18 protein-coding genes are annotated in these 14,818 nt (G+C 66.9%); 12 read left to right on the forward strand and 6 right to left on the reverse strand.

Translation table 11 applies throughout. From position 1 onward, the window contains the following. The first annotated feature begins 308 nt into the window (after positions 1–308). Both AC1DRO_RS11910 and AC1DRO_RS11915 read left to right on the forward strand, forming a co-directional pair. Positions 309–509: a PLD nuclease N-terminal domain-containing protein gene (locus tag AC1DRO_RS11910; RefSeq protein WP_476951027.1), complete on the forward strand. Its 201-nt coding sequence runs from the start codon at positions 309–311 to the stop codon at positions 507–509. A gap of 41 nt (positions 510–550) precedes the next feature. Beyond that, entirely contained in the window at positions 551–871 is a 321-nt protein-coding gene (locus tag AC1DRO_RS11915) for a GNAT family N-acetyltransferase (protein WP_476950954.1), read from the forward strand. 142 nt (positions 872–1,013) lie between these two features. On the opposite strand, the gene AC1DRO_RS11920 is transcribed toward AC1DRO_RS11915, so the two are convergent. Then, positions 1,014–1,577: a dihydrofolate reductase family protein gene (locus tag AC1DRO_RS11920; protein ID WP_476950955.1), complete on the reverse strand. Its 564-nt coding sequence runs from the start codon at positions 1,575–1,577 to the stop codon at positions 1,014–1,016. A gap of 231 nt (positions 1,578–1,808) precedes the next feature. Between AC1DRO_RS11920 and AC1DRO_RS11925 the strand changes: the two genes are divergently transcribed. Continuing rightward, positions 1,809–2,117 carry a hypothetical protein gene (locus tag AC1DRO_RS11925; protein WP_476950956.1) on the forward strand — a complete coding sequence of 103 codons (309 nt, stop codon included), beginning with the start codon at positions 1,809–1,811 and terminating at the stop codon, positions 2,115–2,117. 404 nt (positions 2,118–2,521) lie between these two features. Here AC1DRO_RS11925 and AC1DRO_RS11930 read toward each other — a convergent pair whose 3' ends face one another. Next, positions 2,522–3,022 (reverse strand): cupin domain-containing protein, encoded by a 501-nt coding sequence (locus tag AC1DRO_RS11930; protein ID WP_028278214.1) that lies wholly within the window; start codon positions 3,020–3,022, stop codon positions 2,522–2,524. A 67-nt stretch (positions 3,023–3,089) separates the two neighbouring features. On the opposite strand from AC1DRO_RS11930, the gene AC1DRO_RS11935 reads away from it, so the two are divergent. Continuing rightward, positions 3,090–3,713, forward strand: coding sequence for a TetR/AcrR family transcriptional regulator (locus AC1DRO_RS11935; RefSeq protein ID WP_459383499.1), 624 nt, complete (start codon positions 3,090–3,092; stop codon positions 3,711–3,713). 191 nt (positions 3,714–3,904) lie between these two features. On the opposite strand, the gene AC1DRO_RS11940 is transcribed toward AC1DRO_RS11935, so the two are convergent. Beyond that, positions 3,905–4,240: a hypothetical protein gene (locus tag AC1DRO_RS11940; protein WP_476950957.1), complete on the reverse strand. Its 336-nt coding sequence runs from the start codon at positions 4,238–4,240 to the stop codon at positions 3,905–3,907. A 97-nt stretch (positions 4,241–4,337) separates the two neighbouring features. Here AC1DRO_RS11940 and AC1DRO_RS11945 point away from each other — a divergent pair, with 97 nt between their 5' ends. The 8 genes from AC1DRO_RS11945 to AC1DRO_RS11980 all read left to right on the forward strand — a co-directional run bounded on the left by AC1DRO_RS11945 (position 4,338) and on the right by AC1DRO_RS11980 (position 10,113). After that, positions 4,338–4,658 (forward strand): DUF6221 family protein, encoded by a 321-nt coding sequence (locus AC1DRO_RS11945; protein ID WP_028278211.1) that lies wholly within the window; start codon positions 4,338–4,340, stop codon positions 4,656–4,658. A 130-nt stretch (positions 4,659–4,788) separates the two neighbouring features. Then, the gene (locus AC1DRO_RS11950; RefSeq protein WP_028278210.1) at positions 4,789–5,091 is read left to right on the forward strand and encodes an urease subunit gamma; all 303 of its coding nucleotides are present in this window, start codon (positions 4,789–4,791) and stop codon (positions 5,089–5,091) included. An 8-nt stretch (positions 5,092–5,099) separates the two neighbouring features. After that, positions 5,100–5,465 carry an urease subunit beta gene (locus AC1DRO_RS11955; protein ID WP_476950958.1) on the forward strand — a complete coding sequence of 122 codons (366 nt, stop codon included), beginning with the start codon at positions 5,100–5,102 and terminating at the stop codon, positions 5,463–5,465. Further along, positions 5,462–7,261, forward strand: coding sequence for an urease subunit alpha (gene ureC, locus AC1DRO_RS11960; protein ID WP_476950959.1), 1,800 nt, complete (start codon positions 5,462–5,464; stop codon positions 7,259–7,261). Before AC1DRO_RS11955 ends, ureC begins: the two co-directional genes overlap by 4 nt. Before the next feature lie 19 nt (positions 7,262–7,280). Beyond that, the gene (gene ureE, locus AC1DRO_RS11965; protein WP_476950960.1) at positions 7,281–7,763 is read left to right on the forward strand and encodes an urease accessory protein UreE; all 483 of its coding nucleotides are present in this window, start codon (positions 7,281–7,283) and stop codon (positions 7,761–7,763) included. Positions 7,764–7,809: 46 nt separating this feature from the next. Then, the gene (locus AC1DRO_RS11970) at positions 7,810–8,475 is read left to right on the forward strand and encodes an urease accessory protein UreF (protein ID WP_476950961.1); all 666 of its coding nucleotides are present in this window, start codon (positions 7,810–7,812) and stop codon (positions 8,473–8,475) included. Positions 8,476–8,509: 34 nt separating this feature from the next. Next, a complete protein-coding gene (gene ureG, locus AC1DRO_RS11975; protein ID WP_476950962.1) occupies positions 8,510–9,127 on the forward strand; it encodes an urease accessory protein UreG in 618 nt (205 codons plus the stop codon). A gap of 269 nt (positions 9,128–9,396) precedes the next feature. Then, positions 9,397–10,113: an urease accessory protein UreD gene (locus tag AC1DRO_RS11980; protein ID WP_476950963.1), complete on the forward strand. Its 717-nt coding sequence runs from the start codon at positions 9,397–9,399 to the stop codon at positions 10,111–10,113. A gap of 68 nt (positions 10,114–10,181) precedes the next feature. Here AC1DRO_RS11980 and galK read toward each other — a convergent pair whose 3' ends face one another. The 3 genes from galK to AC1DRO_RS11995 form a co-directional block, all read right to left on the reverse strand. Further along, a complete protein-coding gene (galK, locus tag AC1DRO_RS11985) occupies positions 10,182–11,354 on the reverse strand; it encodes a galactokinase (RefSeq protein ID WP_476950964.1) in 1,173 nt (390 codons plus the stop codon). Then, a complete protein-coding gene (gene galT, locus AC1DRO_RS11990; RefSeq protein ID WP_476942765.1) occupies positions 11,351–12,487 on the reverse strand; it encodes a galactose-1-phosphate uridylyltransferase in 1,137 nt (378 codons plus the stop codon). The genes galK and galT overlap by 4 nt, the downstream gene beginning before the upstream one ends. A 66-nt stretch (positions 12,488–12,553) precedes the next feature. Beyond that, the gene (locus AC1DRO_RS11995; RefSeq protein ID WP_476950965.1) at positions 12,554–14,719 is read right to left on the reverse strand and encodes an alpha-galactosidase; all 2,166 of its coding nucleotides are present in this window, start codon (positions 14,717–14,719) and stop codon (positions 12,554–12,556) included. Positions 14,720–14,818: the final 99 nt, after the last annotated feature.

The following is a 14,818-nucleotide window of genomic DNA, read 5'->3' on the forward strand; positions in this document are numbered from 1 at the left end:
CAGGGCATATGGGAATCAGAAGGTGCCTGCGTAACGGCTTTCTCGAAGGAAATCATGTAAGTAGCGAGCTGGCCGGTGAGGGACCGGCTAATGGGACGCTTCCAAGCTCACTTGAGGAGCCCCTTACAGAACGTTGGCGAGGAGCTTAAGGCTGCCGCGGCGCCGTGGCTGTTGCGCTGTTGGTATTTCCAGATAGTGCCAAGGCCGGCGATATGGTTGAGCATCAGTAGCCGCATCATCTTGGGGGAAAAATGATATTGGCGCTCTCTGCATCGGAAGTAAATCCACTGGTGCCGTCCTGGGGCATCATGGGATTCCTGCTGATCCTGAACGCAATCTTGTTCATTGCAGCGCTCGTGAGCATTGCGCGCAATAGGACTCATACCACTGGCGGTACTGTCGTTTGGGCCCTCATCGTTCTTGCAGTACCGGTACTTGGCTCGGTTCTGTGGTTCTTGGTTGGGCGCAGAGAAACATCCAGTTCTCGTCTTCGCGATCAACCGAGATAGCGGGCTGGCGGGTCGGCTTTTCCGCTCAAGGGACCCGGGAGTTGTTCCGTTCATTCAGCTCGACCCGTCGGTGGACCACCGGCCAGCGGACCGAGGGTGGAAAAGTCCGCTCGGTCGGCTACTCGGTTGCCCCCGCGCACCGGGGCCGCGGGATCGCCAGCAGCGCGGTAAAGGCACTGACCGCGTTCGCTTGGACCGTCCCCACACTGCACCGGATCGAGCTGTACATCGAGCCGTGGAACAGCAACTCAATTCGCGTTGCCGAGGCGTCTGGTTTCCAGCGGGATGGCCTGCTCCGCAGCCACCAGGAGATTGGTAACACCCGGCGCGACGTGCTGCTCTATGCGACAACGCGGCCTTAACGGCATCTCGGCTGGTGTTCGTTTTCTGCCCAGCCGGAGCTTCGCAGCAGGGCCCGCTTTCGGAATGGTGAGGTGTCCCATTCAAGATTCGGCCTACCGCGGGTGGTGGATGTACTTCCCCGACCGCGCGGAGGAATCGCGCTCAGCCCCTCGTCTCGTACCTGGTCAGGACCACGCCGCCGGGAAACGTCCGCGTCTCCACCAGGTTCAGGTTCACCCAGCTGTCCAGCGAGGTGAAGAACGGAGTGCCGCCGCCCACCAGGACCGGATGGGTGACTAGCGCGTATTCGTCGATCAGCCCGGCCCGCATGGCCGCCCCGGCGAGCGTTGCGCCGCCGACGCTCATCGGGCCGCCGTCGCCGGCCTTGAGCCGGGTGATCTCGGCGATCGCGTCGCCGGTGACCAGGCGGGTGTTCCAGTCGACGTTGTCGATCGTCGAGGAGAACACCACCTTTGGCGTGTCCCGCCAGTTCCGCGCGAACTCGATCTCCGCCGGGGTGGCGTTGGGCTGCTGGTCGCCGGTCGGCCAGTAGGAGCTCATTGTCTCCCAGAGCTTGCGGCCGTACAGTGACAGGCTGCTAGCCCGCTCCTGGTCGAGCCACCACTGGAACAGTTCGTCGCTCGGCGCGCTCCAGCCGATGTCGTCGCCGGCTGCGGCGATGTAGCCGTCCAGGGTCAGATTCATGCCGTAGATCAGTTTTCGCACGGCGCCAGCCTTCCGTTTTGTCGTGGTCGAGGGGCGTCATTGAACTCTGTCGTCCCGCATATGATCGGCAGCATCCTGTCCCTCATGGAGCCACCGTAACTGCCCATGATCTGGTTGCCATAGCCTTCGGTCCGCGATTCAACTGAGCTGCCCGGTGAAGGATCCCCTATCGGACGGCCGCACCCTCGGCACACGGCCGGAAAGTTTTTTGCGCATCGGTAGGCTAAACCCATGGCATTAGGGGATGCGGTGCAGCCGCCGACAGTTCGGTCACACGGAGTGGTCCTCGATGCTTACGCGTTCATCAAGGGTTGGCTCATCGCCACCTCGCTCTGGGTCGGCGTGCTACTTCTCCTGGTGGCGGCAGGCTATGGTGTGCCCGCCACCCTCGTGTTCTGGCTGCTGGGAAGCGTCCTGGGCCTCGGCTGGCAGCCCTGGCTACTGATTCCCTGGGCCACCGTTGGCGCAGCGGCAGCCATCGCGCGTTGGGCAATCCGCAATGACGTCCTTGCCTCGAATTCTGCAGCTGACCCGACCTGACCGCCCGCTGCACGATCGGCTTGCGGCCACTTTCTGTCTCCTCGTTTGCCGGGGCAGGCACCCCATGTGAGGCGGCCCTAAACCGGTATCAGGTCGATGTGAATCAGAGCTGTCCCCTGACCTTCCGTACCAGCTCCGCGATGAGTCAAGGCACAGTGTCCGACGGCTCAGGCCCCATCCTTAGACGCGGGGGCTGGCCTGTGGGCTGACAGGTGCCGCCGCACTGGTCCTTATAGCCAGACGGAGCAGTCGTTCGAGAGCTGCCGAGGATCTCGCAACTTCAATTACACCGGCGGAGGATCTCGAAGGAATTCGAGTCCTCTCGGATCAACAGCAGGGCTGAGAGTTCTGCGAACGACGGGCTGCCGCGGTGGGGGATGTCTCACGGCACGCGAATTGAGTCCTCAGTCCTGATTCTCGGGAAACGGAGGAGGGCCGACGATTTCGATGCCACCGTTTATCCGCCCTGATTCGCGAATGCGCTCAAAGTCCACAACGCCCGGCTTATTGCTCGAGCCGAGGGGTTCGCTGGCGCCGTCGTAGAACGCCTGCGCGCTGCCGGGGGTGTGGAGGCACAAAACACGGGTCCCGTCCTGAAGGACTTTGAACGCGTGGGGGACGCCGCGTGGTGCGATGGTTACCCCGCCCGTAGTGACCCGGTGCTCCTCTCCGTCAATGTTCATCAAGATCTCTCCGGCCAGGATGTACATGGTTTCATCCGAGTCCGGATGGGTGTGCATCGGTGTTACCTTGTCGAGAGCCATCTCGTCCTCAAACATGAGGAACGCTCCGCCGGTTTCGTCTTCCGTCGCCTTCCATGTGTGTATCCCTCCACCGAAGAACCAGCGCCTGGCCCCTTCCCCGGGTTGAAGGACGAGTGCTGATGCGGTCTTATTCGTCTCCATGGTGCTCGCCTCGATGAGTGGTAGGAAGACTTATGGGACACCTGTCCCATAACAAGACTCATGTATCATGAAGATCATGTCAAGGGCTTACGCGGACGTTGGTCGGATCGGGCAGAAGCGCCGCACGCTGGACGCTTTGGTCGGGGCGGCGCGCTCTTTGGTCGCGTCCGGCGTTTCGCCGACGGTGGATGATGCGGCGCAGGCTGCGGGCATAGCGCGGAGTACTGCCTACAGGTATTTCCCCGGCCAGCGGGAGCTACTGGCGGCCGCCCACCCGGAAACGGCACGCATGTCGCTGCTGCCGGAGTCTCCGCCTCCGGGTGCGGCAGAGCGGCTGGACGCTGTGGTGGCCGAGTTCACCAGGATCATTGTTGATACCGAAGCCCAGCAGCGCACCATGCTGCGGCTTTCGCTGGAGCAGGCAGGCGGTGAAGTACGTGGCCTTCCCCTCCGGCAGGGACGGGCGATTGCTTGGATCGCTGAGGCGCTTGCGCCACTGCAGGGACAAATGACGGATCAGGACATTCATCAACTGGCCCTTGCCATCCGAAGTGCCATAGGGATCGAGTCCCTGGCATGGCTGACAGACGTTGGAGGTCTCAGTCGGGAAGAGGCCATCGACTCCATGCGATGGACGGCCCGGGCCCTTTTGGCCCACGCTCTGACGGCCGGACTTCCAACCCGCGAATAGGTTCCCGCCTTGCCAAGTCCGTTTCAGCCGTCATTGTCCGAGTTATCCGTTCGCCCGGTGGTGGCCTCGAAACCTATGCCATGCAAGACGGCACCTGCCGCCGGAAACTGCGAGCTCGAGCGATCACAGTTCGCCGCCACATAGCGCCGGACTCCACACGCTGGGCCGCAACCCGCTCCCAGCGTGGTCTGCTACTTGGCGCAGGCGTCCTGAAGGGCCTTGACGGATTCGGCCGGAACCTGGTCGCCGGAGTCGGCGATCTGGCGCAGCGGGGTGGTGATCTCAGCGGGTGCACCCGCGGCTTCCGCGCTGGTGACAAGACCGCCCAGCAGTTCCTTGTCCTTGGCGCTGACCAGGCCGTTCTTCACGATGGCGCAGGCCTGCTTCTTCACTTCATTGCCGGCCGCCGTCGCAGCCTGTGACGCCCCGTCGTTGACGGCCTTTTCGGTAGCATCCTGCACTTGCCCACAGCCGGTAAGCCCGATCAAGAGGGCGGCAGCGGCAAGGGCGGCGAGACGTCGTTTCATCCACCCACCCTAACAAGCGCGGCTTGTGCCGGCCTGAGGAAAAAGGGCAAACGCCAGGCCGTAGCCCTGTGGGCACCGGCGCGCATAGGCTCGGTGAGTGGACATCGTCGAGTTCCTGACCGCACGCATAAGAGAAGACGAAGCCGCCGCCCTGAAGCTGCTCGGCGACCCCACACTTGCCGTCTCCGGCGAGTGGTATGAACGCCGCCTGCTCCGTGAGTGCGAGGCCAAGCGCCAGCTCATCGGCATCATTGAATCCGCACGCCAGTCCGTGCTGGCCACGTTGGTCAGCCAGGAACCCGCCGACGCCGGATGGGTGCCGGACGTCATCGAATGGACCACGCTCTCTCTGCACACCCTTGCGCTGCCGTATGCGGACCACCCCGAATTCCAGGCGCACTGGCGGATCGCCGGATAGGGCCGTCAGCGGCTAGCTCCTCAGATGCTGACGGGTCCCGGAAACCTGCAGGAAATCTCCGCGGCCTACTCTGGTCACACCGCGGCTTCTGCGGTCCGCCAGCCGGTTCGGTTCTTGAAGGGATACCGTCATGCACCTCTTGCCCCGTGAGCAGGAAAAGCTCATGATCGTGGTCGCGGCAGATCTCGCCCGCCGCCGCCAGGGACGCGGACTGAAGCTGAACTTCCCCGAGGCCGTCGCGGTGATCAGCTACGAACTGATCGAGGGCGCCCGGGACGGCCGGACCGTTCCGGAACTCATGAGCTACGGAACCACCATCCTTGGCCGCGACGACGTGATGGAGGGCGTGCCGGAAATGATCCACGACGTCCAGATCGAAGCAACCTTCCCGGACGGCACCAAGCTCGTCACAGTTCACGACCCGATCCGTTAGGAGCTTCGATGATTCCGGGAGAATACGTTCTCAGTTCCGCGCCGCTGGTCATCAACGCCGGCCGTGAGGCGGTGGACGTCGCGGTGACCAACACCGGAGACCGGCCCGTCCAGGTGGGCTCGCATTATCACTTTGCCGAAGCCAACTCCGCGCTGCAGTTTGACCGGACGGCCGCCTACGGGCGCCGGCTGGACATCCCGGCCGGCACGGCCGCGCGGTTCGAACCCGGGGACAGCAGGACTGTCCGGCTGATCGAGCTCGCGGGCAGCCGGGAAGTGTACGGCCTCAGCAACGCCGTCAACGGCACACTCCGCAAGACCGGACTCCCTATTTCCGAACACCACGTTTCCGAAGGGGAAGGTGACGCACAGTGAGTTTCGAGCTATCCCGCAGGCAGTATGCGGACCTCTACGGCCCGACGACGGGCGACGCCATCCGCCTGGCCGACACGGATCTGTTTCTTGAGATCGAGAAGGACCTTACCGTGTACGGCGAGGAAGTGGTGTTCGGCGGCGGCAAGGTGATCCGCGACGGCATGGGCCAGAACGGCCAGGTGACCCGGGACGGTGACGGTTCCGGCAGTATCGGTTCCGGCGGCGGAGTCCCGGACACTGTGATCACCAACGTCGTGGTGCTGGACTACACCGGCATCTACAAGGCCGACGTCGCGCTCCGGGACGGCCACATCTTCCGGATCGGCAAGGCCGGCAACCCGCAGATCACCGACGGCGTGGACATCGTGATCGGGGCGAGCACCGAGATCATTGCGGGTGAGCGGAAAATCCTGACTGCCGGCGGGGTGGACTCGCACATCCACTTCATCTCCCCGGACCAGGTCCCTGCCGCCCTGTGCAGCGGCGTGACCACGATGGTCGGCGGCGGCTCCGGTCCCGCCGAAGGCACCAAGGCCACCACGGTCACCCCCGGAAAATGGCACATCCAGCGGATGCTGCAGGCCGCCGAAGGGCTGCCCATCAACATCGGCCTGTTCGGCAAGGGCCACGCGTCGGCCGTCGAACCCCTGGCCGAGCAGATCCGCGCCGGCGCGATCGGGCTGAAAGTCCATGAGGACTGGGGCTCCACCACGTCCTCGATCGACATGTCGCTGCAGGTAGCGGACCAGTACGACGTCCAGGTGGCCATCCACACCGACACCCTGAACGAGTGCGGCTTCGTGGAGGACACCATCCGGGCCATCGACGGCCGCGTGATCCACACCTTCCACACCGAAGGCGCCGGCGGCGGCCACGCCCCGGACATCATCAAGATCGCCGGGCTGCCCAACGTCCTGCCGGCGTCCACCAACCCGACCCTGCCGTACACGCGCAACACCATCGAAGAGCACCTGGACATGCTCATGGTCTGCCACCATCTGAACCCGGACATCCCGGAGGATGTGGCATTCGCGGACTCCCGCATCCGCGCCGAGACCATCGCCGCCGAGGACGTCCTGCAGGACCTGGGCATCTTCGCGATCACGTCCTCGGACTCCCAGGCCATGGGCCGGGTGGGCGAGGTGATCATCCGCACCTGGCAGGTGGCGGACAAGATGAAGAAACAGCGCGGCGTCCTCAAAGACCCCCAGAGGGACGACACAGGGGATAGCGCAGCCGGCAGCCACGGCGCCCCTTCCGGCCTCGGCGCGGAGAGCGACAACTTCCGGCTCAAGCGCTACGTGGCGAAATACACCATCAACCCCGCCATCGCGCAGGGCATGGCCGACTCCATCGGCTCCGTGGAGGTCGGCAAGTTCGCCGACCTGGTGCTCTGGGACCCCGCGTTCTTCGGGGTGAAGCCGGACCTTGTGCTCAAGGGCGGCCAGATCGCCTACGCCCTCATGGGTGACGCCAACGCCTCCATTCCCACCCCGCAGCCGCGCACCATGCGGCCGATGTTCGCCGCCTATGGCAAGGCGCTGCAGCAGTCCTCCATCACCTTCCTCTCCCAGGCCGCCATCGACGCCGGGGTCCCGGCGGAGCTCGGACTGGAGAAGGTCATCCGGCCGGTGTCCGGAATCCGCAGCCTCACCAAGGCGGACCTCAAGTACAACGGCGCCACCCCTGATATCGAGGTGGACCCGGAAACGTATCAGGTGAGCGTCGACGGCGAGGACGTCACGTGCGAGCCCTCAGACGTGCTGCCCATGGCGCAGCGCTACTTCCTTTTCTAAGCTTCCAGAGGAGACCACCATGATCATCGAAAAGGTCCTCGGCAATACCCACGACCTCCCTCCCGGTCCGGACCCCTACTTTGGGCTCCACCGGGAAAAGGTGGTGCTGCCCAGCGCCCAGCTGGTCAAACGCATCCAGCGCGTCACCACCGACCACGGGAAGGAACTCGGCATCCGCCTCCCCGCCGGTTCCGGGGACCTGCGTGACGGCGACATCCTGCACGTGGCCGCCACCAACATGATCGTGGTGTCGGTGTTGCCCACCGACGTCCTGGTGATCGCCCCGCGCTCCATCCACGAGATGGGGGTGGTGGCCCACTCCCTGGGCAACCGGCACCTGCAGGCCCAGTTCTTCGACGCGTCCTCGGAGTACGGGGCGGAGGTGATGGTCTGCCAGTACGACCACACCGTGGAGGACTATCTCAAACACGTCGGAGTGCCCTACGACCGCCAGGAGCGCGTGATGCCTGTCCCCTTCCGCCATGCCGAACACTCGCACTAGTTTTCTCTTCCGGGGCTTGCGACCTCGACGTTGGGGACATCCAGTGATGCATTACCAGTTGGCGTTGCAGCAGTTGACGGATTCCGCTTTGCCTACCGGGGCGTTTGCTCACTCGCTGGGGTTTGAGACGTATGTGGAGCGCGGGCTGGTGCACGATGAGGAGTCCTTTGGGGTGTGGCTGGCGGCGTTCATTTCGCAGCAGCTGACGTACTCGGACGCCCTGGCAATCCGGTTCCTCTATGAGGACGTTCCGGTTGCCGAACTGGATGCGTTGTTGACCGCCCAGTTGTTGCCCCGGCAGTTGCGCGAGGCCAGTACCAAGATGGGCGGACGTCTGCTGGAGATCGGCGCCGAGATCTTTCCGTCCGCAGAGCTGGCGGAGTACCGGGAGCTGGTGGGTTCCGGCCGTGCCGCCGGGCACCAGCCGCTGGCGTTCGCCGTCGTCGCACGGTCCCTGAACGTACCGCTCCCCGAGGCCCTCGCCGCTTACCTGTTCGCCGCGGCGACGTCGTTGACGCAGAACGCCGTCCGGGCGATCCCGCTGGGGCAGAACGCCGGCCAGCGGATCCTGCGGAAGGCGGCCGACGGCGTCGCCGCCGCTATCGAGCGGGTCAGTCACCTCACGCCTGATGACTTTGGGGCCGTCAGCCCCGGGCTGGAAATTTCGCAAATGCGGCACGAACGCCAGCGCGCCCGCATGTTCATGAGTTAACCGAGCTACACATGAAATATGTCTGGAGAAGAATATGTCTGAGCCCGTCAAGATCGGCATCGGCGGCCCGGTGGGCGCCGGCAAGACCCAGCTCGTGGAGCGGCTCACCCGTCACATGAGCCGGGAGATCTCCATGGCGGCCATCACCAACGACATCTACACCATCGAGGACGCCAAGATTCTCGCCGCGAACGGGATCCTGCCTGTCGACCGGATCATCGGCGTCGAAACCGGCGGCTGCCCGCACACCGCCATCCGCGAAGACACGTCCATGAATACCGCCGCCATCGAGGAACTGAAGCAGCGGCACCCTGACCTGCAGGTGATCTTTGTGGAATCCGGCGGCGACAATCTCTCCGCCACGTTCAGCCCCGAACTGGTGGACTTTTCCATCTACATCATCGACGTGGCCCAGGGTGAGAAGATCCCGCGCAAGGCCGGCCAGGGCATGATCAAGTCCGATCTGTTCATCATCAACAAGACCGACCTCGCCCCCCACGTGGGAGCGGATCTGGCCGTCATGGAGCGGGACTCCAAGGAATTCCGGGGCGAGAAGCCGTTCTGCTTCACGAACCTCAAGACCGACGAAGGGCTGGACCGCGTCATCGACTGGGTGCGGCAGGACGTCCTGATGCTCGACCTGGCGCCGTGAGTGCTCCCGGGGTCAGTCCCGGCGAGCTAACCGCTGAGGCGGCGAGGCCGGATTTTGGGGCCGCGGCGTGGCGGGCACCGCGAAGCGGGCACGGCCCCAAATCCGGCGAAGCCGCTGGAGCCAACCAGAGCGCCCGGGAACCGATGGGTCAGCTCGAACTCGTGGTGGCCGAGCGTGGGCGACGTTCTGTCGCCACGCACCAGTTCCATCGGGGGGCTTTGAGGGTTTTGCGGCCGCATTACTTGGATGGCAGCGGGCAGGTTTGTTATGTGCTCGTCAATCCTGGCGGGGCGTATCTGGGGGCTGACCTGTACGTGATTGACGTGGAGGTGGCCGATGGGGCAAAGCTGCTGCTCGCCACGCAGTCGGCCACCAAGATCTACCGGACTCCGGGATCCTTTGCCGAACAGCGGATGCGGATGCGGCTCGGGGAGGGAGCTCGGCTGGAGCTCGCCCCGGATCAGGTGATCGCCTACCGGGAGGCCAGCTACCGGCAGAATACGCACGTGACGGTGCGGCCGTCGTCGAGCCTCATCATGGCCGAAATTGTGACCCCGGGGTGGTCGCCGGACGGGGCCTCGTTCCGGTACGAGGAGCTGCGGTTGCGGACCGAGATCCGGGTCGAGTCGGAGGCGTCCGTCGGGGAGGCGGGCGGGCTGCTGGCCCTGGACAACGTGCTCATCCGGCCGCCCCTGGACGATGTGACGGGCCTGGCGTTCATGGAGGGCTTCAGCCATCTGGGGTCGCTGATCGTGGTGGACCCGCGGGTGGACCAAGCCCTTGCCGACGAACTCCACGAGATCACGGCCGGGCTCGGCGCCCATACCGGCATCTCGCTCACCACCGCCGTGCTGGGAACGGCCGGGCTGGTGCTGAGGTCGCTCTCGAACAGCACGGAGGAACTGCGGCGTGTTCTGGGAGCCGCCACCGCCCTGGTTCGCAAGCGCTGGTACGGCCAGGACCCGCTGGATCTGAGGAAGTACTGATGGCCGGGACCCAGCAGAGGGCCGCGCAGCCCCGGCTTCGGCCGCTGACCACCCGGCCGGCGGCCTGATCACAGCCGGCGCGCTCCCTCTGCCGGCAGGACAGCGAAGACATCGGGTGCCTGCAGCCCCCGGACGGCGAAGCCGGCCAGGACCGCGGACCGGACCTGATCGGCGTCGTCCACTGGAACCAGGGCGATGGCGGAGCCGCCGAACCCGCCGCCGGTCATCCGGGCCCCGATGGCCCCGTTGGCGCGCGCGGTGTCAACGGCCAGGTTCAGTTCCGGGCAGGAGATTTCGAAGTCGTCCCGCATGGAGCGGTGGCTGGCGTCCAGCAGGTCTCCGATTGCCAGCGGCCCATGGGTCGTGAGCAGTTCCGCGGTCCGGGCGACCCGTTCGTTCTCGGTGACGATGTGCCGGACGCGGCGGAACGTCACGTCGTCGAGGATGCGCTCGGCCCGCGGCAGATCGGCGGCGTCGAGGTCGCGGAGGGCGCCGACGCCCAGGACCCGGGCGCCCCGGACGCAGGAGGCCCGGCGTTCGGCGTACCCGCCGGTGGCATGGGCGTGCGAGACCTTGGTGTCGATCACGAGGCAGAGAAGCCCGGACTCCGCCAGGCCGAGCGGCACCGGGTGCGAGCTGAGGTCGCGGCAGTCCAGGTAGACGGCGCAATCCCGGGTGCCGAGCATCGACGCGGACTGGTCCATGATCCCGGTGGGGGCGCCGACGACGTTGTTTTCGGCCCGCCGCCCGATGTCCGCCAGTTCGGCTCGGCCCAGGCCCGCTCCGGTGAGGTCGGACAGGGCCAACGCGACGGCACATTCCAGGGCGGCGGAGGAGGACAGCCCGGCGCCGACCGGGACATCGGAGGTCACGTACAGGTCAAAGCCCGGCACCGTGATGCCGGCCCTTTCCAGCTCCCAGGCCACGCCGGCCGGGTACGCGGACCAGCCGGCCGCCTGGTCCGGGGCGAAGGTATCGAGATCGAATTCGACCGGGTCGGCGGCCGCGAACGCCGAGGCCAGCCGCACCATGCGGTCCGCCCGGGCCGACACGGCCACGGTGGTGGAGCGGTTGATGGCGAACGGCAGGACAAGGCCGTCGTTGTAGTCCGTGTGCTCGCCGATCAGGTTGACCCGTCCCGGCGCCTGCCACACGCCGTCGGCGTCATGGCCGAAGTGGCCGGCGAAGGCGCGGGTCAGCGTGTCCGCCAGGGCCGTTCCTGCGGTGTCGGTGGTGGTCATGCCGTTCCTGTCCTGGCGTCCCGGAGCCGGGCCGCGACCTCTTCGGGAGTGGTGTCGTTGATGAAGGCGCCCATGGCGGCCTCGGAGCCGGCCAGGAACTTGAGTTTGTCTGCGGCCCGCCGGGGGGAGGTGAGCTGCAGGTGCAGGTACCCGGACCGGCGCAGCACCGGGTCAAGGGGGGCCTGGTGCCAGGCGCTGATATACGGCGTCGGGCTGCCGTAGAGCCTGTCGAGGCGGCCCAGCAGGTCCGGATAGAGGACGGCGAGCTCATCACGCTCGGCGCCGGTCAGCGCGGCGAGGTCCGGAACCTGGCGGTGCGGGACCAGATGGATTTCCAGCGGCCAGCGTGCCGCGAAGGGCACGTAGGCGCTGAAGAATTCGCCCTCGAGCACCATCCGGGCGCCGTCGGCACGTTCACTCGCTAAAATCGCCCCGGTCAGGGTGGCCGTCCCGCCCGCCGCCTCATGGAACTGCCGGGCGGCCGCGGCCATCACCGCGCTCCTCGGTGTGACGTAGGGGTAGGCGTAGATCTGGCCGTGCGGATGGTGCAGTGTCACGCCGATGTCCTGGCCGCGGTTCTCGAAACAGAACACCTGCGCGACGCCGGGCAGCACGCTCAGGGCCTCGGTGCGGTGTGCCCAGGCGTCGATCACGGTGCGCACCCGCCGGGTGCTGAGTGCGGCGAACGTCCCGGTGTGCTCGGGCGTGAAGGCTACGACCTCGCACCGGCCGCCGGCGGTCCCGCGGGTACCCCAGCCCGGCGCTGCCGGGGCGGCGGCGAGATCCGGACCGAGCGAGGGGAAGCGGTTTTCAAACACGGCGACGTCGTAATCCGCCGGGATCTCCGAGGGCCGCGCGTCGGTGCTCGGGCACAGCGGGCACTCGTCCGCCGGCGGAAGATGCGTCCTGTGTTGCCGGTGCGCGGCGACCGCCACCCATTCCCCGGTCAGCGCGTCGTACCGGATTTCCCCGGACGGGCCACGCTCGGGAAGGTCGCGGCGGTCCCTCGACGGGCGCTGCAGGGGATGGGAAGTATCGTCGAAATACAGGAGTTCACGCCCGTCGGCGAGGCGCGTACTGGTCACCGCGGACACCGACGCCGGGGCGTCGCTGCGGCTGATGATGCTGGTCATGGGGTTCCTTCGAAAGTGAGGGGACGTGCGGTGCCCGGCCCGGAAGCAGGGGGCGGGACCGGACGGTCAGAGGGCCTGGACGTGGAGGAGCAGGGCGTGCTCCGGGTTCAGGACCGGCAGGGGCAGGCCGACGTGCTGCAGGAAGGCCCCGGTGGCAACGGCCCCGTCGTCCAGCCAGGCCGGCGGCCGGATCTGGGAGAAGGTGTGCGCGTAGTCACCGTCGAGAAGGGTAGGCAGTTCGGCCCGGACGCGGTAGTTCCGCTTCGGGTCAAGGCCCGGCAGTGAGGCCAGTCCGGGGACCTCAGCCGGGGCGGAGGCCAGGGACACGGCAGCAAACAGAGCCTCGCCGGCGTCGTGCGCAACTACACCGTGGACGCTCAGGGTGGGCTCGGCGGTGTCCGCGTTGACGCGCTTGCCGGAGTGGAGCAGTGCGCGGTGGCGCTTGTAGAGCGCGATGGCGCGGCGCAGCGTGGCCCGTTCCTCGTCCGTGGCTGCGCGGATGTCCCACTCCATGCCGAAATGGCCAAAGAGGGCGGTGATGGCGCGGAAGGAGATGTCGTGGGTGCGGGCCGTGGTGTGGCTCGTGGTGGGGCCGACATGTGATCCGACGAGTTCGGGTGGGAGGACGGCCTGGGTCCAGCGCTGGATTGTCTGGCGCTCCAGGGCATCGTTGCAGTCCGAGGCCCACACCCGGTCGGTGCGCTGCAGGATGCCGAGGTCCACGCGGGCCCCGCCGGAGGAGCAGCTTTCAATCTCCACGTCCGGGTGGGCTGCCTTGAGCGCGTCGAAGAGACGGTACGCGGCCAGCGTCTGCTCGTGGACGGACGGCCGGCCGCCGCGGCCGTGCTCGGTGAGGTCGCGGTTCTGGTCCCATTTGAGGTAGGCGATGTTGTTCTCGCGCAACAGGGCATCGAGGCGTCCGTAGATGTATTGCCAGGCCTCCGGGTTGGCGAGGTCCAGGACGTGCTGATGGCGCCAGGCGTGCGGAAGCCGGCCGCCGTCCTTGTGGGAAAGCAGCGACGGGCCCACGATCCAGTCCGGGTGCTGGCGGGCGACGTCGGAGTCCAGGTTGACCATTTCGGGTTCGACCCAGAGCCCGAATTCCATGCCGTGGCCGGTGACCGCGTCGATCAGCGGCGTCAGGCCATCGGGCCACAGGCCCTCGTCGACGTACCAGTCGCCAAGGCCCGCGTGATCGTCGCGGCGGCCGCGGAACCAGCCGTCGTCGAGGACGAAGCGTTCCACGCCGAGCCCGGCGGCCGCTTCGGCGAGTTCGAGCAGGGGCTCGAGGCTGTGGTCGAAGTAGACGGCCTCCCAGGTGTTCAGCACCACCGGGCGGACCCGGCCGGAGGTGGTGTCCACATGCTGCGGCCGGGCACGGAACCAGTGGTAGAAGGCCTCGGTGATGCCGTCCAGGCCGCGGCCGGAGTAAGCGGCATAGAGCGACGGCGTCCGGTAGCTGCCGCCGGGGCGCAGCACCACTTCGGCGGAGCCGAGCAGCTCGGCGGCACCGAGCATGCGCCGGCCGTCCGCGAGGCTGTCGAGGTACTGCTCGTGGTTGCCGCTCCAGCCCAGGTGCGTGGCCCAGACCTGGCCTGTGCGGTTGGCGAAGCCGGCGGTCCCGGCTGCCACCAGCAGGGACGAGTCGTGGCCGGTCCGGCCGTGCCGGCCGGTGCGGACCCAGGTGCCCTGCTGGACGGCGTGCCGCTGCGGGTGGTTTTCGCGGCACCAGCGGCCGGTGAGATCGAGCAGTTCTGTGGCGTCCCGCGGCACCGGCAGCACCGTGGCGAGTTCGTCGAGCTGGTATTCGGCCGTGCCGCTGTTGGTCAGCGTGTGAGCCAACTCCAGGAGGCCGCCGGGGTGCAGGGTGAGTTCGGAACTGACCTCGAGTCCGGCCTCGGAGTCCCGGTGGATGATCACCACCGTGCGCCCGCCGTCCTGCATCTGGGCGGCAACCACCCGCAGGGCCGGCGAGAAGTCCAGGCCGGGGCCGCCGTCGGCGTTCCGGTGCCCGCGCAGGCCCGGCCGCCCGGCCCAGCCGGAGGAGGCCTGCGGGAGCAGTCCGGCGGTGACGGGGATGTCGAGGGCGGAGTGCGGGACGGGCCCGCGGAGGATCGCCAGATCGGGGAGGTGTTCGCCGAGGTCGGCGCCCCAGTGGACGATCTCGGCCTCGCCGGAGTCGAAGGCCAGCAGGACGCTGGTGCCGGCAGAACGCAGGTGCACGGGGTGCATGGGGATTCGCTTTCGGTAGTGCGGAAGTCAGGTGCTGGTGCGCGGGATTCCGGCTCGGGGATCCCGCGCACCGGGCGCCGCCGTGGCGGGCGGCTGTGG

This window comes from Arthrobacter sp. P4_F11 (assembly GCF_056401395.1).

Bases quoted from the DNA above. Each gene is read 5' to 3' on its own strand.
- AC1DRO_RS11910 (WP_476951027.1), top strand. From the start codon at position 309: ATGGGATTCCTGCTGATCCTGAACGCAATCTTGTTCATTGCAGCGCTC.
- AC1DRO_RS11925 (WP_476950956.1), top strand. From the start codon at position 1,809: ATGGCATTAGGGGATGCGGTGCAGCCGCCGACAGTTCGGTCACACGGA.
- AC1DRO_RS11930 (WP_028278214.1), bottom strand. From the start codon at position 3,022: ATGGAGACGAATAAGACCGCATCAGCACTCGTCCTTCAACCCGGGGAA.
- AC1DRO_RS11935 (WP_459383499.1), top strand. From the start codon at position 3,090: ATGAAGATCATGTCAAGGGCTTACGCGGACGTTGGTCGGATCGGGCAG.
- AC1DRO_RS11940 (WP_476950957.1), bottom strand. From the start codon at position 4,240: ATGAAACGACGTCTCGCCGCCCTTGCCGCTGCCGCCCTCTTGATCGGG.
- AC1DRO_RS11950 (WP_028278210.1), top strand. From the start codon at position 4,789: ATGCACCTCTTGCCCCGTGAGCAGGAAAAGCTCATGATCGTGGTCGCG.
- AC1DRO_RS11955 (WP_476950958.1), top strand. From the start codon at position 5,100: ATGATTCCGGGAGAATACGTTCTCAGTTCCGCGCCGCTGGTCATCAAC.
- ureE (WP_476950960.1), top strand. From the start codon at position 7,281: ATGATCATCGAAAAGGTCCTCGGCAATACCCACGACCTCCCTCCCGGT.
- AC1DRO_RS11970 (WP_476950961.1), top strand. From the start codon at position 7,810: ATGCATTACCAGTTGGCGTTGCAGCAGTTGACGGATTCCGCTTTGCCT.
- ureG (WP_476950962.1), top strand. From the start codon at position 8,510: ATGTCTGAGCCCGTCAAGATCGGCATCGGCGGCCCGGTGGGCGCCGGC.
- galK (WP_476950964.1), bottom strand. From the start codon at position 11,354: ATGACCACCACCGACACCGCAGGAACGGCCCTGGCGGACACGCTGACC.
- galT (WP_476942765.1), bottom strand. From the start codon at position 12,487: ATGACCAGCATCATCAGCCGCAGCGACGCCCCGGCGTCGGTGTCCGCG.
- AC1DRO_RS11995 (WP_476950965.1), bottom strand. From the start codon at position 14,719: ATGCACCCCGTGCACCTGCGTTCTGCCGGCACCAGCGTCCTGCTGGCC.